The organism is Komagataeibacter saccharivorans, from assembly GCF_004348195.1.
GTDB classification, from domain to species: domain Bacteria; phylum Pseudomonadota; class Alphaproteobacteria; order Acetobacterales; family Acetobacteraceae; genus Komagataeibacter; species Komagataeibacter saccharivorans.
The window spans coordinates 480,445-499,455 of the sequence record NZ_CP036404.1; the positions used below are offsets into that span (position 1 = coordinate 480,445).

Annotated in this window: 22 protein-coding genes; 20 read left to right on the forward strand and 2 right to left on the reverse strand. The window is 66.5% G+C overall.

Annotation, left to right across the window (positions count from 1 at the left end):
- Positions 1–9: 9 nt before the first annotated feature.
- Positions 10–603 carry a DUF2726 domain-containing protein gene (locus KSAC_RS02040; protein WP_132303908.1) on the reverse strand — a complete coding sequence of 198 codons (594 nt, stop codon included), beginning with the start codon at positions 601–603 and terminating at the stop codon, positions 10–12.
- 118 nt (positions 604–721) lie between these two features.
- Here KSAC_RS02040 and KSAC_RS02045 point away from each other — a divergent pair, with 118 nt between their 5' ends.
- The 16 genes from KSAC_RS02045 (at position 722) to KSAC_RS02115 (ending at position 14,230) form a co-directional block, all read left to right on the forward strand.
- Positions 722–2,134: a phage portal protein gene (locus tag KSAC_RS02045; RefSeq protein ID WP_132303910.1), complete on the forward strand. Its 1,413-nt coding sequence runs from the start codon at positions 722–724 to the stop codon at positions 2,132–2,134.
- 29 nt (positions 2,135–2,163) lie between these two features.
- Positions 2,164–2,664: a phage scaffolding protein gene (locus KSAC_RS02050; protein WP_165927272.1), complete on the forward strand. Its 501-nt coding sequence runs from the start codon at positions 2,164–2,166 to the stop codon at positions 2,662–2,664.
- Positions 2,665–3,115: 451 nt separating this feature from the next.
- Complete coding sequence (locus tag KSAC_RS02055) at positions 3,116–4,468, forward strand: DUF4043 domain-containing protein (RefSeq protein WP_110547860.1); 1,353 nt, start codon at positions 3,116–3,118, stop codon at positions 4,466–4,468.
- 131 nt (positions 4,469–4,599) lie between these two features.
- Positions 4,600–5,076 (forward strand): hypothetical protein, encoded by a 477-nt coding sequence (locus KSAC_RS02060; RefSeq protein WP_132303912.1) that lies wholly within the window; start codon positions 4,600–4,602, stop codon positions 5,074–5,076.
- Positions 5,076–5,726, forward strand: a complete 651-nt coding sequence (locus tag KSAC_RS02065; RefSeq protein WP_132303914.1) for a hypothetical protein — start codon at positions 5,076–5,078, stop codon at positions 5,724–5,726. Before KSAC_RS02060 ends, KSAC_RS02065 begins: the two co-directional genes overlap by 1 nt.
- Positions 5,727–5,876: 150 nt before the next feature.
- Complete coding sequence (locus tag KSAC_RS02070; protein ID WP_132303916.1) at positions 5,877–6,749, forward strand: hypothetical protein; 873 nt, start codon at positions 5,877–5,879, stop codon at positions 6,747–6,749.
- A gap of 63 nt (positions 6,750–6,812) precedes the next feature.
- A complete protein-coding gene (locus KSAC_RS02075; protein WP_132303918.1) occupies positions 6,813–8,300 on the forward strand; it encodes a phage tail protein in 1,488 nt (495 codons plus the stop codon).
- 75 nt (positions 8,301–8,375) lie between these two features.
- On the forward strand, positions 8,376–8,807 hold the full coding sequence (locus tag KSAC_RS02080) for a hypothetical protein (protein WP_102323772.1): 432 nt from the start codon (positions 8,376–8,378) through the stop codon (positions 8,805–8,807).
- A gap of 26 nt (positions 8,808–8,833) precedes the next feature.
- Positions 8,834–9,145 (forward strand): hypothetical protein, encoded by a 312-nt coding sequence (locus tag KSAC_RS02085; protein ID WP_102323771.1) that lies wholly within the window; start codon positions 8,834–8,836, stop codon positions 9,143–9,145.
- Positions 9,146–9,192: 47 nt separating this feature from the next.
- Positions 9,193–9,318, forward strand: coding sequence for a hypothetical protein (locus KSAC_RS17695; RefSeq protein WP_279433719.1), 126 nt, complete (start codon positions 9,193–9,195; stop codon positions 9,316–9,318).
- A gap of 10 nt (positions 9,319–9,328) precedes the next feature.
- Positions 9,329–10,696 carry a hypothetical protein gene (locus tag KSAC_RS02090; protein ID WP_132303920.1) on the forward strand — a complete coding sequence of 456 codons (1,368 nt, stop codon included), beginning with the start codon at positions 9,329–9,331 and terminating at the stop codon, positions 10,694–10,696.
- 151 nt (positions 10,697–10,847) lie between these two features.
- Positions 10,848–11,765 (forward strand): hypothetical protein, encoded by a 918-nt coding sequence (locus KSAC_RS02095; protein WP_102324228.1) that lies wholly within the window; start codon positions 10,848–10,850, stop codon positions 11,763–11,765.
- A gap of 17 nt (positions 11,766–11,782) precedes the next feature.
- On the forward strand, positions 11,783–11,992 hold the full coding sequence (locus tag KSAC_RS02100; protein ID WP_102323769.1) for a hypothetical protein: 210 nt from the start codon (positions 11,783–11,785) through the stop codon (positions 11,990–11,992).
- The gene (locus KSAC_RS02105; RefSeq protein ID WP_132303922.1) at positions 11,989–13,152 is read left to right on the forward strand and encodes a hypothetical protein; all 1,164 of its coding nucleotides are present in this window, start codon (positions 11,989–11,991) and stop codon (positions 13,150–13,152) included. The genes KSAC_RS02100 and KSAC_RS02105 overlap by 4 nt, the downstream gene beginning before the upstream one ends.
- Positions 13,145–13,822, forward strand: coding sequence for a phage baseplate assembly protein V (locus tag KSAC_RS02110; protein ID WP_132303924.1), 678 nt, complete (start codon positions 13,145–13,147; stop codon positions 13,820–13,822). Before KSAC_RS02105 ends, KSAC_RS02110 begins: the two co-directional genes overlap by 8 nt.
- Positions 13,823–13,867: 45 nt before the next feature.
- Positions 13,868–14,230 (forward strand): phage tail protein, encoded by a 363-nt coding sequence (locus tag KSAC_RS02115; RefSeq protein WP_102323766.1) that lies wholly within the window; start codon positions 13,868–13,870, stop codon positions 14,228–14,230.
- A gap of 29 nt (positions 14,231–14,259) precedes the next feature.
- On the opposite strand, the gene KSAC_RS02120 is transcribed toward KSAC_RS02115, so the two are convergent.
- Complete coding sequence (locus KSAC_RS02120) at positions 14,260–14,565, reverse strand: hypothetical protein (RefSeq protein WP_102323765.1); 306 nt, start codon at positions 14,563–14,565, stop codon at positions 14,260–14,262.
- Positions 14,566–14,896: 331 nt separating this feature from the next.
- On the opposite strand from KSAC_RS02120, the gene KSAC_RS02125 reads away from it, so the two are divergent.
- From KSAC_RS02125 to KSAC_RS02140, 4 genes are all read left to right on the forward strand, one after another.
- Positions 14,897–15,367 carry an Hsp20/alpha crystallin family protein gene (locus KSAC_RS02125; protein ID WP_243705267.1) on the forward strand — a complete coding sequence of 157 codons (471 nt, stop codon included), beginning with the start codon at positions 14,897–14,899 and terminating at the stop codon, positions 15,365–15,367.
- A 360-nt stretch (positions 15,368–15,727) separates the two neighbouring features.
- Positions 15,728–16,852, forward strand: a complete 1,125-nt coding sequence (locus tag KSAC_RS02130) for a baseplate J/gp47 family protein (protein ID WP_132303928.1) — start codon at positions 15,728–15,730, stop codon at positions 16,850–16,852.
- Positions 16,845–17,510: a hypothetical protein gene (locus KSAC_RS02135; RefSeq protein ID WP_132303930.1), complete on the forward strand. Its 666-nt coding sequence runs from the start codon at positions 16,845–16,847 to the stop codon at positions 17,508–17,510. Before KSAC_RS02130 ends, KSAC_RS02135 begins: the two co-directional genes overlap by 8 nt.
- Positions 17,507–18,958 (forward strand): hypothetical protein, encoded by a 1,452-nt coding sequence (locus KSAC_RS02140; RefSeq protein ID WP_118963328.1) that lies wholly within the window; start codon positions 17,507–17,509, stop codon positions 18,956–18,958. Before KSAC_RS02135 ends, KSAC_RS02140 begins: the two co-directional genes overlap by 4 nt.
- Positions 18,959–19,011 lie beyond the last annotated feature (53 nt).

Consider the following 19,011-nt stretch of genomic DNA (forward strand, 5'->3'; position numbering starts at 1 on the left):
ACCCGCCCGTCAGGCCGGGACGGGGTGGAAATGGCGGGTAACATCCACCCGCGCACCGGGGGCAAGGCGCAGCAGCGGGATGCGGACATGGGCGAAGGCGGCGTTGACCAGCCCGTCGCGGTACTGGCGTTCGGGTCGGGCATGGGTGGCGTCATCCAGTTCAATACCCAGCACCACCGCGCCGGTGCCTTCGTCCACCACCACGAAATCAATGGATTTGGATGCGATCTTGAAAAACGCCTGCCGGTTCACGGTGCTGTCCGGGCCGCGTGGCACGATGAAATCCGCCATGCGCACCTGCGGGCAGACATGATAGCCGCGCGGCACCTGCATGCGCAGCGTATCCAGCACCCGGCGTTCCCATACCGACAGCAGGGGCCGGGGCTGGTACAGCCGCACCGCCCAGTCGTAATCGGTCATGGATACGGGAACGCTGAACCCTGCATCGCCCGCAAGGTCGGGCGGGACGGGACGCGGGCACCCGGATGCGGGCGGGGGCGGCAGGGATGGCCGCCTGCGCCGCACCACCGCCACAACCGCCGCGATGGCCACAAAAGCCACCCCCAGCCGGATCGGTGTCAGGAACAGGGGACTGATATCCATTAATTTTTTCCTCCCCACGGGTGCCGTGTCGCATGGCGGCCTGTCTATCGCGCTTCCGCCGTGACCGCACCCCCCAGATCACACATCACCCCGCACGCCCTGATACCGGAGAGAGAGCATGGACTGGCAGGAACTGAAAAAAACCTACCCGCGCGACCCGGACCTGCCGCCGCGCGCGCATGATCTTGCCGCACTGGGCCGGGTGCTGGCGGGCACGCAGTACGACGCCATCCCCAATCCCTTCGGCACCGAATATAACGGGGCGGGGGAATACATACCGCTGGCGCGGCGCAGGCCATCGGTGCGGACCAATATGTGCCGCGCGGTGGTGGATGATGCGGTGTCGCTGCTGTTCGGGGCGTCGCACTGGCCCGCAACCGTGGCGTCCGATCCGGCGCTGCCTGCCATCATGGCGCAGATGGCGGCGGAAACGGCGCTGCCCGCCCTGATGACACAGGCGGCGACGCGCGGCAGCGTGGGGTCGGTTGCCGTGCTGGTGGAAGCGGTGGACCGCCACCTGCGTTTTCAGGTGCATGATACGCTGTACCTGACCCCGCAATGGGATGCGGATGGCACGCTGGCCAGCGTTACCGAACGCTACAAGGTGACGGGCGCCATCCTGCTGGCGCAGGGCTGGCCCATCGCGCCCGATGAAATGGGCAGCGTGTTCTGGTGGCAGCGCGTATGGGACCGGGCGGACTGCCACGTTTACATCCCGCAGCGCGTCGATGCCGGGCCGCCCACGGGGGTGGACGCCACGCGCGGCACGCATCACGGTCTGGGCTTCGTGCCGTGGGTGTGGATGGCCAACCTTGCCGCCCCCGGCGTGATGGACGGGCCATGCACGTTCGCGCCCGCCATCGATACGGTGATCGAATGCGATTACCTGCTGTCCCAGGCGGGACGGGGGCTGAAATACAGTGCTGATCCGCGCCTTGTCATCCGTGCGGGGGCGGACCCGTATGCCGATGGCACGCCCGCATCCAGCGGCGGGGCGGCGGCGGCGCTGACCCTGCCGCTGGATGGGGATGCCAAGCTGCTGGAAATCAACGGCGACGCCGCCGGGGCCATGCGTGACCATTACCGCGAACTGCGCGCCAGCGTGATGGAACAGATACACGGCAACCGCGCACAGGCCGACAGCCTGTCCGCCCCCACGTCGGGCCGCGCGATGGAGATGCTGTACCAGCCCCTGCTGTGGCTGGCGGACCGGATGCGCCTGTCCTATGGCGAATACGGGCTGCTGGCGCTGTATCGCATGGCGTGCCGTTTTTCGCAGGTGATCGCGGGCGGCATACGCATCGGCGGGGTGGATTACGCGGGGCTGGACCCTGCGGGCCTTGCGTTGCAGTGGCCGCCCTATTTCCCCGGCACGGAAGCCGAGCTTGCGCAACTGGCGCAGGGGCTGGGGGCGGCGGTGCAGGGTGGTTTCGTCTCACGGCAGACGGCCTGCGCCATTTTCGCCGCCCGCGCCGGGTGCCCCGCGCCCCATGCGGAATGGGCGCGCATCGTGACCGAAAGCCAGACCTGACCTTACCCTGAAAAAAACCGAGGTACGACATGACCCGATCCAGCGTTCCCCAGACCCCCGACATGGATACCCTGCGCCATGAACTGGCCGCCCTGCGCGCCGAACGGGATGAAGCCGTAAGCGCCCGCACCGCGCTGGAGGCCGACCTTGCCCGCAGCGCCGAACAGGCCAGCACGGCCCGCACCCGTGCCGATCGCGCCGTCATCCGCGCCGAAGCCCGCGCCCTTGCCGCCCGCATGGGGGCTGTGGAACCCGCCGATGTGGTGCGTCTGGTGGACCTGTCGGGCGTGACGCTGGGCGATGACGGGCTGCCGCAGGGGCTGGACACGATCATGCAGGCCGCGCGTGAAAGCCGCGCCTACCTGTTCACCACGCCGCAGCACGTATCGGGTGCGGCCACCGGCACCACCGCCGCAGGCCCCGCGCCGCGTGCGGGCGATCCCGCCCCGTTCGATGCCCGCACGGCTGGCGCGCGCGATGTAAGGGCGGCAGCGGGTGCGGCGGGCCTGCGCTGGCCGGTGGCGAACTGAAACCGTGCCGGTCCCGCCTGCGGGACCGGCAGACCGGAACACGGATGCAGGGGGCGGGATCGTTACGCAGGTATTGCGTGCCTGCCGCCATCAAGCCTGATTTACAGGACCGGAAGGCATGCGCGGGGGCGGCCCACTGGAACCGTCCCGCGTCTTTCGGTGTTGCTGAAGCCCTGCATGCCCTGACAGGTCAGGATGGAGGGGACATCCGGATCATTACATATTCCGTGCCTGTATCGGCACTGATATCCATATCATTATTGCGTAACACCACCTTTTACCCGTTCCGCGCCCGATGCTGCGCGGAACGGGCAAGGGGTCGTGCGTATCGTGCCCCTTATCTTCCAACCACCCCGGCCCCTACATGACGCCTGCCGTCATGGCCACCCCTGCCGCCGCCCGTGCAGTCCTGCATGGCGGCTTTTTTTGTTCTTTCAAGGAAATGAACTTCATGGCCATTGCCAATTTCCCCGCCGCCCTGCAGCCGGTCATCCAGCAGGGGTTCCTGTCGCGCGCGTTTCAGGATGCGCTGCAGTCGCGGCTGGGCTTCCGCTCCATCGCGGACCAGATGGAATTTCCCGCCCGCATCGGCCAGACCATTACCGATACCCGCGCGGGCCTGCTGCCGCCTGCGACCACGCCGCTCAACCCCACCGCCAATACCAGCTTCGACAACGGCATGACGCCCGCCGAATGGTCGGTGGAACAGTACACGCTGACCATCAACCAGTACGGCAACACCATGGACCTGAACCAGGTAACGGAAGGTGTCGGCATCGCCAACCAGTTCCTGGCCAACGCATCGCGCCTTGGCATCAATGCACGGCAGACGCTGGACCGGCTGGCGCGCAATGCGCTGTTCGGCGGGGCGCAGAACGGGGTGGGCGGCTATCTGGGCGGCAATACGCGCGTCACCGCCACGCTGGGTTCGGCAGGGACGGACGTTGCGGTGGACGACATCCGGGGTTTCCAGAACATCCTTTCCGCCGAGGGGCAGGTGGTGTCCGTTGGCGCATCCGCCGGCATGACCGTCACCATCGGGGCAGGGTCCTATACGCTGGTGGGCGTGACGGCTGACGCCACCAATACCTCCACCGCGCCGGAAGGGATTTCGGGCACGCTTACGCTGGGCGCCAGCGTATCGGTATCCAATGGCACGGCAGGCAATGCGGTGGTGGCCGCCACGGCCCCGCTGGTGCTGCGGCCCAATGCGCGCGCCACCACGGCGGCCCTTGCAACGGGCGACCTGCTGACGGTGCAGTCGATCCTTGGCGCGCTGGCGGTGCTGCGTGACAACAACGTGCCCACGCCGGAAGGCGGCGTCTATCACTGCTATCTGGACAACGCGCAGTTGCTTGGCCTGTTCCGTGATGACGACTTCAAGCTGCTGTATCGCGGGCAGTACGGGTCCGACACGTACCAGACCGGCCAGATCTTCGACCTGCTGGGCGTGCGCTTCATCCCCACGACGGAGGCCCCGCAGCAGGCATCGCTGGGGGCGGGGGCGATCCACCGCGCCATCATCTGCGGTCAGGGCGCGCTGATCGAAGGCGATTACGCCAATATCGGCACGCATTACGCCCCGCTTCTGGATGGCGGCGAACTGACGGATGTGGAGGGCGTGTGCATGATCACCCGCCCGGCGCTGGACCGTCTGGCGCAGATCATCGCGCAGTCGTGGTCGTGGATCGGTGGCTTCGCGCTGCCCACGGACCTGACCGCCAATACCACGGTCATTCCCACCGCCACCAACAGCTACCTCAAGCGCGGGGTGGTGATCGAAAGCCTTGGCGCGGGGGCCTGAGGGGTCTGACGGGGCGCGGGCGGGTTGCCCGCGCCCCTTTCTCCCGCCCGGCACGCAACCGGCCGGTGGGGTGACCCTGCAATCCCGCATTCCCCCGCAAAACGGCGCTGACAGGAAACGGAGGCGACAGCATGACAGACACCCCCTGCGGCGCGGACACCACCACGCCGGTCTCATCCCCGCCCGCCACCTGCGCGCCGGTTGCGTTGCCGGTTGCCGGTGCCATGGCGGACACGCCACTGGTGGATACGGAACTGGCGCAGGCGCGGCGCTACATGGGTTATCCCGCCATGGGCGGACAGGATGGCGGCATGCAGTCATGGCGGTTTTTCCGCGTTTACGGGTTCAATGAATGGCGGCTGCGTAACCTCGCACCCGAAGAATGTGCGCAGGCGCGCGCGTTCCTGACCCAGTGCCAGATGCTGGAAAGCGCGATCATGGCCGCCACCGCCAATCTTGATACCGACCGCGCCGCCGTGTGGACCCGCAACCGTAGCGAAGTGCCTGACCGCTTCATGCTGTACACGCGCTGGCGGGTGCAGTTGTGCAATTTCATGGGCGTGCCGCCGGGGCCGGGGCTGCGCGGGACGGGGGAAATCATCATCTGATGGACCAGACAGCCCTGAACAGCCTTGCCGCGCGTGGCTTCGCGCGCACGGCCTGCCATGTGGGCGCGCCCGCCACGCAGTTCCGCCCCACCGATGCGCTCGCCCCCTGCGCCAGTCCTTATGCACGGGTCATGGTGGCCTTCAGCGCCGAGCGGGATTTCACTTTCTCCGGCCCGGCATTGTGGGATGTGCCGTTCGTGTACGCGCTGATGGATACGCGCGACGTGCGGGCGGGCGACATTCTTGCCTGCGGCGCGGATACGGCCTTCATCGCCCGGTGCGTGCCCTTCCGCCCCCCCTTATGCGTGTTGTGCGGCACGACGATAACACTGACCGGCACCACGGCGCAGGGGACGGATCAGGCCGATCCGGGCGGCTACGCCACATCGGGCGATGTCGGGGCGCAGGTGACATTTGCCACGGGCTGGCCCGCCATGATCCGCGCGGGCGGGGGCGCTACGGTGCCCGGACCGGCACAGCCCGGCGCGATCCATGGTGGCGGGATGGAAATGTTCGTGCCCGCCATTCCGGGCATCATGGTGCAGCCCGCCATGTGGGTCACGGACGGGGACGGCACGCGCTACACCATCGGCGGCACGCATACAGGGCCGTGGGGCACGCGCTGCCAGATCCAGCAGCAGCAGGTTTAGGCCCCGTCAGTCGGCCCCGGTGAAACGGGGCGGGCGGGGAACCGGCTTTTCCAACCTCTTGGCAGAACCGGCCCGAAACCGTGCCCGTCCATGACGGATGCGGGGCAGGGCGGCTGCCTATCCACCACAGGGAGCAGGAGCGGACAGGCCATGGCCGATATCGCCACCATTTCCACCGCCATCGCAGGCGTGCTGGCCGCCGCCATCTGCCCCGATGGCACGACCGGCAGCGCCGTAACGGGGCGACCCGTCATCATCCGCCGTGGCGGGCTGACGCAGGCCGACCTTGGCGGCATGGTGCGGACAGTGCAGCAGGGGTGCGACTTCATCGGCATTGCCGACGTGCCGGATTCATGGGCGCGGCTGGACGAACCGCTGGGTCGCCCGTGGCGGATGGATACGGCACGCGCGCCCACGGCCACCATCGGGGCGACGGGCGTGACCGCCGTGGTCACGCTCACACCGGGGGTAGCGCCCTGCGGCACGCTGGGGCTGCGGGTGACGGGCCTGCCCGGTTACGGCGGGGCCGCATGCGTGCTGCATGTCGCCACGGCGGACGATACGGCGGACAGCATCGCCGCGGCCCTTGCCGCACCGCTACCGGGCGCCGTGGCGACGGGCGGCGCCATCACCATACCGGGGGCGGCCAGCGTGCAGGCGCTGAATGCGGGGGTCGTGACCACGCGCTGCGTCGCGCGCAGGCAGGAACAGATGTTCATCATCACCACATGGTCCGCCACACCCGCCGCGCGTGACGCGCTGGGGCGGGCGGCAAGTGATGCGCTGGCCCTGAATGACTGGCTGACGGACGCGGACGGCTCCACCTTCCGTATCGAGGCGCGCGCCGCCAGCAATGACGACACCGCCATGAACCGCGGCCTTTTCTCGCGCCCCGCGCACTACCTGGTCACGTTCGATACGGATCTGACCCGTCCGGCCCCGGTCATGCTGGCGGGCGGCATAGGCCTGCCCGGCGGCGCGATCGAAGGCGATGTGCTGCTGGGGCCTGCCGCCCCGGCCTGATCCGCCCACCACACCAAACCGGTTTCCACGCGGCATGCCGCGCAACAGGGAAAGACAGACGCAATGACCATCTACCAGTCCGGGCAGCTCAATACCAACAGCCTGAATGTGCCCGACCTGTATGTACAGATCCTCCAGCCGCAGACGCTGGCGCTCAACGGTGTCGCCACCGGGCGCATCGGCATCGTCGGCACCGCTGCATGGGGGGCCGTGGCGACGCCCGTCATCGTGGGCGGCATGGGCGACTGTCTCGGCGCCTTTGGCCCCAGGCAGGCGATGGCAACCGACATCGGCACGGCGGTCAACATCGCGCTGCTGCAGGGCGCATCCGACTTTCGCTGCGTGCGGGTAAGCGACGGGACGGACGCCGCCGCCACGGGCGAACTGGCGGGGGTTACACTGACCGCCATCCATACCGGCAGCGCGGGTAACGCCATTACCGCGACGCTGGTGCAGGATGCGATCATCACCACCGCCTATACCCTGAACATCAGCCATGCCGTGCTGGGCAGCCGCACCTATCGCGGCGCGACATGGACGGCGCTGGCCACGGCCCTTGCGGCCGATGGCGCTGCGCTGGTCCGCGCCACGGTTCCCGCCACAGTGCCGGTGCTGGCGGCGGGGTCCGTTACGCTTGCGGGCGGTGCGGATGGCGGTGTTCCGGCCACGGCGGCGTTCCTTGGCACCGACGGGGCCAGCCGCACCGGGATGTACGCCCTGCGCGGGCAGGGCTGCGCGCTGGGCCTGCTGCATGGGATCAGCGACAGCACGTCATGGACCACGCAGGCGGCCTTCGGGCTGGAGGAAGGCGTGTACATGATCGCCACCGGCCCCGCAGGCGACACGATCGCCAGTGCTGCGGCGCAGAAAGCGGCAGCCGGGGTGGACAGCTACGCCATCAAGCTGATGCTGGGTGACTGGCTGTGGTGGGATGACGATGCCAATGGCGACATGCTGGTGCCCCCGCAGGCCTTCGCTGCCGGTATCCTTGGCGGCCTGTCGCCCGAACAGTCCAGCCTGAACAAGCCGCTTTCGGGCGTGATCGGCAGCCAGAAGGCGGGACTGGTGTCCAGCGGTATGGCCGCGACCTATTCCACCGCCGAACTGTCCGCGCTGTTCGGCGCGGGGATCGACGTGATCTGCAATCCGGCACCCGGCGGGGCCTACTGGGCGGTGCGCGGCGGGATCAATACATCGTCCGATGCCGACACGGCGGACGACACCTATACCCGCCTGACCAACTACATTGCCGAAACCATCAATGCGGGCATGGGCGCGTTCGTGGGTGAGGTCATCAGTCCCACGCTGTTTGGCGATATCCGCGCCGTGCTGCTGGGCACGCTGTCTGGCATGGCGGGCAGCGGCATCCTTGCGGACAGCACGTCGTATGCCGTGGTGTGCGACAGCACCAACAACCCGCAGTCGCGCACGGCGCTGGGTTATGTCCGCGCGGACGTGCAGGTGCGCTACCAGGGCATCAACCGCTTCTTCATCGTCAACCTTCAGGGCGGGGCGAGCGTGACCGTCGCCACCGGCACGTCCGCCACCTGACGAAACGGGCTGCCGCCAACAGAAATACTTCACGGGCCGCCCGCCGGGTGGCCCATCTTCCTTACGGAGCGATGAATGTCCGCCAAGCCTTTCAATATCGGCCGCGACTGCCGCGTGGTGCTGGTCTATAACGGCAGCCGCATCGACCTGCCCACCGTTACCGGGTTTCAGGCCCAGCAGCGCACCAGCGCGATTTCGTCCAGCCCGCTCAACGACATGCCCATGTTCTATGACGTGCCGAACGGCTGGAATGGCCACTTTTCCTTCCAGCGCGACAGTTCCGGCGCGGATGACCTGTTCGCCGCAATCGAAAGCGGGTTCTGGGCCGCGGGCACGGTGCTGCTGGGCAGCATTTACCAGTACGTGACCGAATGCGACGGATCGCTGAGCACATATGAATATGTCGGCGCGTCGATCCAGCTGTCCGATGCGGGGCATTACCAGTCCGAAATGCTGGTCACGCAGGCCATAAGCTTCAGCGCCCGCGCGCGCAACCGCGTTTCCTGATCCCGCCACGAACCGAAAGTCATGCCATGACAGACAGAACAGTAAAGACCAGTGATGGCCGCACCATCACCTACCGCGAACGCGGACCGGGAGACGTGCTGGCGTTGCTGGAACTGGGCCCGGCCACGCCATCGACGGCGTGGATGGAATACGCGCTGATGGTCACATCGGTCGAGGCGATCGACACCGTGCCCGTCATCCGCCCGCAGACGCGCGTGCAGCTTGAACAGCTTGCCAACCAGATCGGCCATACGGGGATCGAGGCCCTGTCCACCGCCCTGTTTGGCGCGGACGGACAGGCGGCGGCGCAGGCCGAGGGCACAGCGGCAAAAAACTGAGTCGGCACCCCGCCCTGATCGAGGTCGCGGCCCTGATCAGGAACGGGGTGCCGTGGGATGTCGCCATGGCCATGCCGCGCGTGCGGCGCATGGCGTTTCTTGTCGCGTTTGGGGAACTGGCAGGCGGGCGGTATGACTGGAACACCCAGCAATGGGAACAGCCCGAGGGCTGATTTTCCTTACATGACGGCGGTGCATGCGGTGCGGGTATCGGCACGGACCGGGCGGGTTACGGGGCTTTCGCGCGTCATGGCGCGTGGGGGCGGTGTGCCGGGTCGCGTCATCGCGCGACTGCGGAGCGGAACGGGCCTGACCGGCATGCTGGCGCGCATCATCCAGCGCATCGCCGCAGGGGGCGCGGGACGGGTGGGGTTCATGCCGTTCATCCCACGCCCCCATGGCGGGAAGGGGGATGATGGGGGCGTGATGACCGCCCTGCCACCCGCGCCGCCCATCGCAGCACTGGCCGCCAGCATTCCCCATACGCACCCGGTGGCCGGTGTGTCCCGCGTCGGGGCGCCTTTCCTTTTCCCCATGCAGGGAAATGCGCGCACCGCACTTCCCGCCGCCGTCACGCCTGCCGCGCCGTCATTGTGGCGTGGCGGAAACGCTGCGGGCTCCGTCGTGCAGGATGGCGTGCAGCCCGTCGCGGCAATGCGCCATGCCCGCCCGGTCTGGATGCCGATGGCACGGGAAGAAGTGTCCGGTTACGGGAATACGCTGTCCCCTGCGCGCCGTTTCGTGGCGCAGGGGGCTGTGATGGCCGGGCCAGTGTCCCGCCTGACGTCTGCCATTTTCATGCCTGCCCGTGTGGTGGAGACCAACCTGCCCCATGATGTCGGTATAACAGGGGGCGGAACGGATCGGGTGGCGGCCCCTGCGCTGCCTGTCGCCACGGCTATTGCGGCGGGGACCACGGATGGCGGTGGGGCGTGGCTGCGCGCATCCGGTCCTGCTGCGCATATGGTCATGCCGCCCCGTATGGTGCGCCCGGCGGGGCATGGGGGGGATTATGCCCGTGCCGCCGGGCCTGTCGCTGCATGGGTTCAGGCCGGGCGGGATGTGCATGGAACGGTGGCGTTGCCGCCCGCGCGTGAACCGCGCAGCGGGCCGGTGATAACGCCGGTTTGTCGGCCATGGCTTCCATCGGGCGGCGCGCCCGTGGCAGGCGCGCCTTATGCCCCGACGGGGTATCCGGTCCAGCAGGCCGTGTTCGTGCCCACGGGTGCGGGGACGGTCGGGTCGGTCGTGCCCCGGTCTGGCGTGCCCCAGCCGGTCCGGTCTGTCTGGCCCACGCAGGGCAGGCCGCCCTTCATCGCGCCCGCCGTCCCGGTTGCGCGTCGGGAAGGGGATGTTGCCCCCGTGGCGGCACGCAACATCCCGCCGCCCGCAATTCAGGTCACCATACCGGTAACGCTGGACCACCACGTACTGGGGCAGGCCGTCGCCCGTATCGACACCAGCCGCGCGCGGCATGAACACCGCGCCACCGGCACCGCGCCCGATGGCGTGCGCCATGCGCAGTTACCGGGCCGTTCCATCGGGCTGTAAACACCACCAGCACCCGTGAGCCGCATAAAGCGTCCTTCCCGCCTGCACGATCTGGCGTTAGACAGTAGCCATGATGGCATAGCCGCGTAAGGCGGTGCGGCGGGATCATGCAACCGTAATACTGCACCGCGTCCGTGCAGCGGAAACCATCATGTCCCTGACCCTTGAGAACACGGAAACCGCAATCGGTTCCATCGGGCGGCTGTGGGCGTCCGCCCCCGTCACCATTGGCGGCCTGACGCTGACCGGCATGGAAGTGCCACAGGTCATACGCGATGGCGGCACGCAGCAGGTCGCCATACACCGCCTGCCCGGTGGCAACCGGATTATCGATGCGGTGGGAAACGATCCCGACCGGCTGGAACTGCAGGGCACCTTTGTCGGACCCACCGCCATCGAACGCGCCATGGTGCTCAAGCAGATGCGCATTGCGGGGGTACCCGTTGCCTTCGCCGGGGCGGGGCTGTCGCTTATGGTGCGTATTGTCCAGTACGCCTTCGATTACGCGCATAAGGGCGTTGTGATCCCGTACCGGCTGGTGCTGGAACAGCCGCCGCAGGTTGCGGCTGCATCGGGCGGTGTGTCCGGTCTGTCCGCGCTGGTGGGCAGTGATGCGGCATCGGCGCTGTCGGGCCTGAGCGGGACGCTGGCGGATGTGGCCAGTGTTGCGGGTGATGTGACCGGGCAGCTCGCCACCGTCATGGGGCAGGTGACGCCCATTGCGGACATGACCGGCGCGGGTGGCGTGTTCGCGGGCGTGCAGGACCAGCTTGGCATGGTCGGTGGCCTGTCTGGGGCGGGGGTCAATCTGGCCTCGGTCCCCGGCAGCGTGACCGGCGTGCTGTCCGGGCTGGAGGCGGCGGGCAGCGGACTGACCACCGCCATAAGCCAGACCGGGGCGAATATCGACGCAATCAGCCCGGACAATGCAGCCAGCCTGTCCACCCTGACCGCGAATGCCGCGCTGCATGCCACCGCCGCCACATCCGGCGCGCTGGTCAACCGGGCCTACGCCAACACCATAACCGCAACGGGCGGGGCACGGAACGGACCGCCCGTCACCGCGTAGAGGCAGGATCATTTCCCATGGCGAATACACTCAAGGTCACGGCGGCGGACATATCGCTTTATCATGTGGCCGCACGCCAGCTTGGCGATGCGACGCAGTGGTGGCGGATCGCGCGGCTGAATGGTCTGGATGATCCGGATCTGGGTGGTTTTGCAACGCCGGTGGTGCTGACGCTGCCCCCCGTTGACGCCACGCAGGACAGTGGGGTGGCGGGAGTATCGTCATGAGCGAAAGCATGACCGTAACCGCCAGCCGTGGCCATCCGCCGTGGCGCATGCCGCGCGCGCGGCTGCTGGTCAACGGGGCGACGCGGCCTGAAACCGGGCTGGAACGCTTCAGCCTTGCCCGCACGCGCTACAGCCGCGCCGACACGCTGGACCTGACGCTGGCGCTGGACCGGACGCAGGTGCCGGGCACCGGGCTGTGGTTCGACCTGGCGGACCCGGCGGCGGGCAGCGTTCTGTCCGAAATCGACATCGAACTGCAGATGCGTGACGAAGCGCAGTCCGGCGCGCAGTGGACCACCATGTTCCGTGGCCTTGTCGATCATGTTGCATTCAGCCCGGCGGAAACATCCGTCCATGTCCAGTGCCGCGACTATCTGGCGCGACTGCTGGACATGCGGGTTGTCGACGGGTGGATGAACATGACCGGGGCCGGGGTGGTCCGCGCCATGATCGCCGCAGCCGGGCTGACGCCGCAGGTCAACATGGATGACGCGATGGTGGGACAGTTCTGGCAGGTCGAGCACAAGCGCGTATCCGCCGCCAGCCACTGCCGTTTCCAGACCGCGTTCGACCTTGCCAGCCATCTGGCCGTCCTGTCCGGCTGCGACCTGTATGCTGATGGAACCACCATCATCTGCGCGCCCCGTCCGGCGGCGGACGCCACCAATACGCATAATCTGGACTATACCGATACGGGACCGGACAGCCCGGTTGCGATGGGGGCCAGCTTCCTGCGCTTGAGCCGGGATTACCAGATTGCGCGCGGCGTGATCGTACACGTCACGGCGTGGGACAGCAGGCAGCGTACGCGGGTGGATTATTACTGGTCCGCCGCCGGTGGATCGCCCGCAAACCCCGGCGGCACCGGCACGCTGCACAGCTTCACCGCCCCCGGCGCGCGGCTGGATGACGTCAAACGCATTGCGTGGTGCAAATATAACCAGATCGTAGCCCATGCCCGCACCGTAAGCGGCACCATACCGGGCCGCATCACATTGCAGCCGCGCCAGTTCATGCAGGTCAGCGGCACGGGCACGACATGGGATGGCACGCTGGACATTGATGCGGTCGAGAGCAGTTTTTCGTGGGATGGCGGCTTTTCGCAGCAGCTTGTCCTGCGCCTGCGCGATGTGACGAAGGATGAGAACAGTGATGACTGACCCGCGCATGATCGCCGCAGGCATGGCGCATGGGCTGGCGCAGCCCGGTTTCGGGCTGGTCAGCGCGGTGGACCCGGTCAACCACGCGGTCAAGGTCACGCTCCAGCCTTCGGGCGTGGAAAGCGGCTGGGTGCCCTATGGCGCGATGCAGGTGGGCAGCCTGCGCATCGCCTGCATGCCCGATACCGGTACGCATGTGCTTGTCACGCCCATCGAGGGCGACGCCGAACATGCGGTCATCGCCTGTCCGGTTTATGACGCGGTGATGATGCCGCCCCTTTCACCCGCCACGGGGCAGGTGGCCCAGCCGGGGGAAGTGCTGATCGTAAGCGGCTGCGCCCCGCCACCGGCGCAGGCTGGTGGCGTACCCGGTTCGCCGGGCCAGAACGCCCCGTGGTGGCACATGACGAAAACCGCGATCCATGCCGGGGCGGGGGATGCGACCGCAACCCTGAACGCCAGCGGGCTGACATGGGCGGTAGGCGGCGTGACGATGGCGCTGACGGCGGATGGCCTGGCCATGCGTGGCGGCAGCATCACGACCGACCGGGACATGACGGCGCAGGGGACGGTTACGGGACAGGCGGACGTGAAGGCCGCTGGCGTTTCGGGCCGCGAACATACCCACCCGGTCGGCAGCGCGCCGGGTGTTACGGGCATTCCGCAATGATGCGGCGGCCCGTAACATATCATACACCACCATGGCGGGGCAGGAATGAGTGCATTATCCCACATTGCGGGCGGTGATCTGGCGCTGTCCGCCACGGGCGGCCTGTCCGTCGTAACGGGGGCGGAGCAGACAAGGCAGGCGCTGCTGCGCAGGCTGTGCACCAATCCCGGTGCGTATATCTGGCAGCCCGGTTATGGCGCCGGACTGCCCGCGAAGGTTGGCGCGGTCATGGACGAAGCAGCCATCCGCGCGCTTGTGCTGGCCCAGACGCAGGCCGAAGCCGGGGTGGACCAGACACGGCCCGTAACGGTCACGCTGACCACACCGAAGGCCGGGGCCTGCCTGCTGGCCATATCCTACACCGACGCCACCACCGGTACGGTGCAAGAACTGACGCTGACAGGCTGAACGCAGCGCGGATGGCTGTTCCGGCCAGTTTATGCGACGCGCAGCGTGACCTTGTGCAGCTCCTTTTGCACGCTGGCGTCCGGGTGGCCGACATGGAAGGCTTCACCGGGCAGCAGGCGGATGTCGCTGATACCGGACAGCGGCAGGACGCTCCATTCCCCGGTGGGAGGCACGCGTTTTTCGTGCGCGTCCTCGCCACGATAGATCAGGACCTGCGCCGTGCCGTCACGCTCGCCCAGCGCGTGGGGCGAACCGATGTAATTCCTGGCGCTGAAGGTAAAGCCGACCACGGTTTTTTTCTCGATGGCGTCACGAAGCGTCTTTTCAACGGACATGTCTTTTTCCCAATCTGCGCGACCCCGATGCGGGGTGCCGCGTGTTATAACGAGTCTGTCAGACTATATCCGTTCCGCCCGCGCATAGAAGCGGGCAGGGGCGTTTATTATTGCAATACTGACCTGCATTGCGCCGTTTCTGGATGTTGATGGCAGGTTGTGTGGTTTTCTTTGTTTCGAAACAGTAAAAGTCATTCCAGACCATAATGAAGCGCATGACAGGATTGATCTGCGTCACGGCGGGCGGGGATCACTGGCCGCAGCATCCGTCATGCAGGGCGGACATGACCCGGAACAGACCGCTCCGGTTATGTATTTGAGGAGAATGACCATGATTGCGCGACCGACATTTGTTGCGACACCAGTACGCACGGCCACGGCGCGGGTGGCGGACCCGTTTGCGGTGCTTCAGCGCCAGGTGGGCAGGCTGATTGATGATTACCGCGCGCCTGATACCTTCGGTTCGGGCCGTATCGGGGCCACGGATATTACCGAGGACGCGGCAGGCTACCACATCTATATCGAAGTGCCCGGCTGTTCGGACAGGGACATCACGCTTAACGCCAGCAATGGTGTGCTGAGCATTTCGGGCGAGAAGAAAAGCCCGCTGGCCGAAGGCGACCACAAGCAGCACGTATCCACCCGCAGCTTCGGCGCCTTTGCCGAACATTTCAGCCTGCCCGAAGGCGTGGATGAGGACCGGATCACCGCCCGCATCAAGGATGGCGTGCTGCATGTCACCCTGCCGCGCCGCGAACCGGCAAAGCCGAGCGAACGCAGGATCGAAATCCAGCCCGGCTGACCGGCCTGCACGTTTCATATTTCTTAAGGGGCTGAAATGGCCCCGATCCGGTTTTACAGCCGCATGCCCCGTGCATGCGGCTGTATGCGTCTGGGGACAGGGATGCCGCACCCTGTTTCCCCCTTTCCGCTCCCACCATGTCGTGCCTGTCCGCATGGCCGCCCGGCGGGGTGTGTTCCCGTGGCCTTTATGGGGCGTCCGTTCCCTGCGCTGGCCGTGGCCCGTCGGGGCCGTTTCATGCCGTAGCGCAATGCACGCATCAGCACTGGCGATGTCGCAGCCTGCGCCGGTATTGCGCGCCGTCAGCGCGGGTTTTCTGAAAAAACAGGATTAATCACCCTAACCAAGACGGAGGGCCGCGTGGCCATCACGTTCCAATCCTTCAAGACCACGCTGGGCAATATGGTGGCCAGCGCGCAGGGCGCGTGTCCCGCGCTGCTGGACCTGAATGTGGGGTCCGCCGGTCGCGCCATGCTGGAAGCGGTTGCGGGGCTGGGGCTGTGGTTCCAGTTCATCGCGCTGCAGATCCTATCCCGCACGCGGCTGGCGACATCCACCGGCGCGGACGTGGACAGTTTCGTGCAGGATTTCGGCCTGTCCCGCCTGCCGGGCACCACCGCCACGGGTATGGTCACCTTCACATCCTTTTCCCCCGCCAGCCAGTCGGCCACCATCGCGGCTGGCGATACGGTCAAGACGGCATCCAGCCTTGTTTATGACGTGGTTGAAGACAGCACGAACCCGGCATGGTCAGCGGCGCAGAACGCCTATATCCGCCCCGCCGGGACAGCATCCATCACGGTGCCCGTGCAGTGCGAAACCACCGGCGCGGCGGGCAACGTGGCGGCGGGGGCGGTCTGCCTGCTGGGCACGGCCATTTCCGGCATCGACACCGTCACCAACACCGCCGCCCTGACCAATGGTAGCGACGGGGAGACGGATGCAGCCCTGCGCACGCGGTTTGTCGCCTATATCAACAGCCGGTCCAAGGCCACGATGGCCGCGATCGAGAACGCGGTGACGGATGTATCCGCCGACCTGATCTATCAGGTGGTGGAGAACATCGACACATCCGGCGCGGCACTGCCGGGCAATGTGGTGGTATATGTCGATGACGGGTCGGGCGATGTGGCTGATGCGGTCATCGTGCAGGTCTACACATCGGTCGATGCGGTGCGGCCCGCTGCCGTATCCGTTCAGGTGGTACGCCCCGATGTGGTGCGCCCGGCGGTGGCCATGACGGTCAGCGTGAACGGCACCGGCGACCTTGCCACGGTGGACGCCACGATCAGCACCAACATTGCAACCTACCTCAACGGTCTGGCTATTGGCGATGCCGCCAGCTATTCGCGCCTGATCCAGATCGCCTACGCCGCCAGCACATCCGTTACCAACGTGACCGGCGTGACGCTGGCCGGTGGCGTTGTGGACCTGCCTGCGACAACCGGCACGGCCTATCGGGCCGGGGCGGTGGATTTTGGCTGATGTAACCCCCAATGGCTTCGCCCTGCGCATCCGCGCACTGCTGCCATCCGGCTGGTTCCCCGCGCCACCCGCCACGGGGCAGGTGGAGGCTGCACCCGTCCTCAATGCCGTGTTGCAGGGTTTCGGCAATCTGTCTGCGTGGGTGTGGGCCCTTCTTGCGGGCACGAATGACCAGACACGGCTTGCCAGCATGAGCGGGGCGTTTCTGGACATGTTCGCCGCCGACTTTTTCGGCACCACCCTGACCCGCGCCGCAGGCGAGGGTGATGACGCCCTGCGCACCCGCATTGAGGAAGCGCTGTTCCCCTCGCTGGGCACGCGGCCTGATGTGGTGAATGTGCTGGCCGATGAACTCGGCACGGCCGGGCGCGTGATCGAGCCACGCAGCGCCACCGACTGCAAGGGGCTGGGCAGCGTCACCAGCCCGGCCACCGGCGGGGGATATGGTTACGGGACACCGGGGCTGAGATACGGGTCGCGCCATGCCCCGTTCCGGCTTTTCGCCCAGTTGCCGACAGGGGGCACGGACGCACCGTCCCCACAGACGATGGCCAGGATTGCAGCGGTGCTGCCAGCGGGCACGATTGCATGGGTACAATGCACGCCTGTAGCGATAGAAGCTGAAGTCAATAATGATTTCGGTGGAGATATTTCATGAGAAACGTTTTCCTTGCGACCGCCCTGTGCGCGCTGCCCGTTGCGGCCGGGGCGCAGTCCATGCCGGACTGGCAGTCCTATCAGGCGACGGGAAACCCCGGTGCGATGGTCCGTTCCGCCGGAACAGCGGACAGCGTTGCGGCATGGATGGGGAAAAAGGTCGATGTGAATAGCGGCAGGATCAATGCGCCTGTCCTCAATGGCGGGAATGAAACCTTTGAACCAAAGGATATTCCAGGCGCCAGCGGCACCGCCATTCCCAACACGTTCTGGGTCGACAGGTATTACAGCCCGAAATCGTGGTTCATAACCGCGAATACGACATGGAACGTATGTGCATCGGGCTGCCCCTACACCAATCCGCTTGATGCGTGGAATGCGGCCCTGCATGCCACGTTCCTCAATGGCGCATGGCTTACGATCAGCATTGCGGACGGCACCTACAACATCAGCAACCAGTTCTTCACCAACGTCACGCGGACACAGTCCGTGCAGGTTGTGGGGGACACCGCCAACCCGGCGAAGGTGGTGCTGAATTTCACGGGCACGAAGGGCACCAACACAGGGGGCTTCACGGCCTATGATGGCGGCAGGATCGGCCTGATAGACGGCGTGACCATTCAGGCCCCGACCGATGGCAGCGCATCGCTGGCGTCCACGGACCCGGCAGGACGGCATATCTGGAATTCGCAGAGCTACGGCGGCGGCATACAGGCATATGGCGGCGGGTCGAACATCCATGTCGGCAGCCATGTGGTGATCCGCAACTTCTACTATTCCATGGTGGCGGACAATAATGGCGTCCTCAACGCGCCCAACGGGGGTGTGACCATGTCCGTGGCGGGCGATGTCAACGCCATGGCGCGTGGCGGCGGCGTGATTGTATGCACGCCGTGTTCGGCAACCGATGCCAGCGATTACAGCTATCCCGCCATCACGCTGGGGTCCAATTACGATGCCGAACGCGGTGGCTCGCTTTACATCGACGGGTCCACCGGGTCGAAATCACTCGTATCCGGCGTTGTCGGCCTGACGGGCGGCCATATCTGGGCGCACAACATGACGCTGAGCGGCGCGCTGATTGCAACGCAGGGGCAGGGGGCGTGGATTACCGGCAATGCATCGGCCGAATTCAGCGGGTCGAACATTTCGGGCTACAATATCGGCGTCAATGCGGTTAACGGCGGCTATGCCAGCGTAGACAGCACCAGCATCCACAATAACAGGCTTGCTGGCATCACCGCCGATGGCGGGCGCGTGACGGGTGGTTCCGCAACCATCACGAACAACACGACATACGGCATACAGGCCCTGCATCAGGGTTCGGTCGTGCTGTTTGGCAGTTACGCCCGGATGAGCGGCAATGGGACGAATTTTTCCGTGCAGCCCGCTGGCATCCAGAACGTGTCCGGCACGGCCTATTCGGCTTCCAGCATAGATGTCCAGTGACGTGATTGCGTGTGGGGGTGGCTGACCGCCGGTCATCCGCCCGCCCCGCTGGT

Excerpts from the sequence above, each read along its gene's own strand:
- KSAC_RS02040 (WP_132303908.1), bottom strand. The coding sequence starts at position 603 with ATGGATATCAGTCCCCTGTTCCTGACACCGATCCGGCTGGGGGTGGCT.
- KSAC_RS02120 (WP_102323765.1), bottom strand. The coding sequence starts at position 14,565 with ATGTCCGTTGAAAAGACGCTTCGTGACGCCATCGAGAAAAAAACCGTG.
- KSAC_RS02050 (WP_165927272.1), top strand. The coding sequence starts at position 2,164 with ATGACCCGATCCAGCGTTCCCCAGACCCCCGACATGGATACCCTGCGC.
- KSAC_RS02105 (WP_132303922.1), top strand. The coding sequence starts at position 11,989 with ATGAGCGAAAGCATGACCGTAACCGCCAGCCGTGGCCATCCGCCGTGG.
- KSAC_RS02085 (WP_102323771.1), top strand. The coding sequence starts at position 8,834 with ATGACAGACAGAACAGTAAAGACCAGTGATGGCCGCACCATCACCTAC.
- KSAC_RS02055 (WP_110547860.1), top strand. The coding sequence starts at position 3,116 with ATGGCCATTGCCAATTTCCCCGCCGCCCTGCAGCCGGTCATCCAGCAG.
- KSAC_RS02100 (WP_102323769.1), top strand. The coding sequence starts at position 11,783 with ATGGCGAATACACTCAAGGTCACGGCGGCGGACATATCGCTTTATCAT.
- KSAC_RS02140 (WP_118963328.1), top strand. The coding sequence starts at position 17,507 with ATGAGAAACGTTTTCCTTGCGACCGCCCTGTGCGCGCTGCCCGTTGCG.
- KSAC_RS02070 (WP_132303916.1), top strand. The coding sequence starts at position 5,877 with ATGGCCGATATCGCCACCATTTCCACCGCCATCGCAGGCGTGCTGGCC.
- KSAC_RS02045 (WP_132303910.1), top strand. The coding sequence starts at position 722 with ATGGACTGGCAGGAACTGAAAAAAACCTACCCGCGCGACCCGGACCTG.
- KSAC_RS02090 (WP_132303920.1), top strand. The coding sequence starts at position 9,329 with ATGACGGCGGTGCATGCGGTGCGGGTATCGGCACGGACCGGGCGGGTT.
- KSAC_RS02080 (WP_102323772.1), top strand. The coding sequence starts at position 8,376 with ATGTCCGCCAAGCCTTTCAATATCGGCCGCGACTGCCGCGTGGTGCTG.
- KSAC_RS02065 (WP_132303914.1), top strand. The coding sequence starts at position 5,076 with ATGGACCAGACAGCCCTGAACAGCCTTGCCGCGCGTGGCTTCGCGCGC.
- KSAC_RS02110 (WP_132303924.1), top strand. The coding sequence starts at position 13,145 with ATGACTGACCCGCGCATGATCGCCGCAGGCATGGCGCATGGGCTGGCG.
- KSAC_RS02125 (WP_243705267.1), top strand. The coding sequence starts at position 14,897 with ATGATTGCGCGACCGACATTTGTTGCGACACCAGTACGCACGGCCACG.
- KSAC_RS02075 (WP_132303918.1), top strand. The coding sequence starts at position 6,813 with ATGACCATCTACCAGTCCGGGCAGCTCAATACCAACAGCCTGAATGTG.
- KSAC_RS02095 (WP_102324228.1), top strand. The coding sequence starts at position 10,848 with ATGTCCCTGACCCTTGAGAACACGGAAACCGCAATCGGTTCCATCGGG.
- KSAC_RS02115 (WP_102323766.1), top strand. The coding sequence starts at position 13,868 with ATGAGTGCATTATCCCACATTGCGGGCGGTGATCTGGCGCTGTCCGCC.
- KSAC_RS02060 (WP_132303912.1), top strand. The coding sequence starts at position 4,600 with ATGACAGACACCCCCTGCGGCGCGGACACCACCACGCCGGTCTCATCC.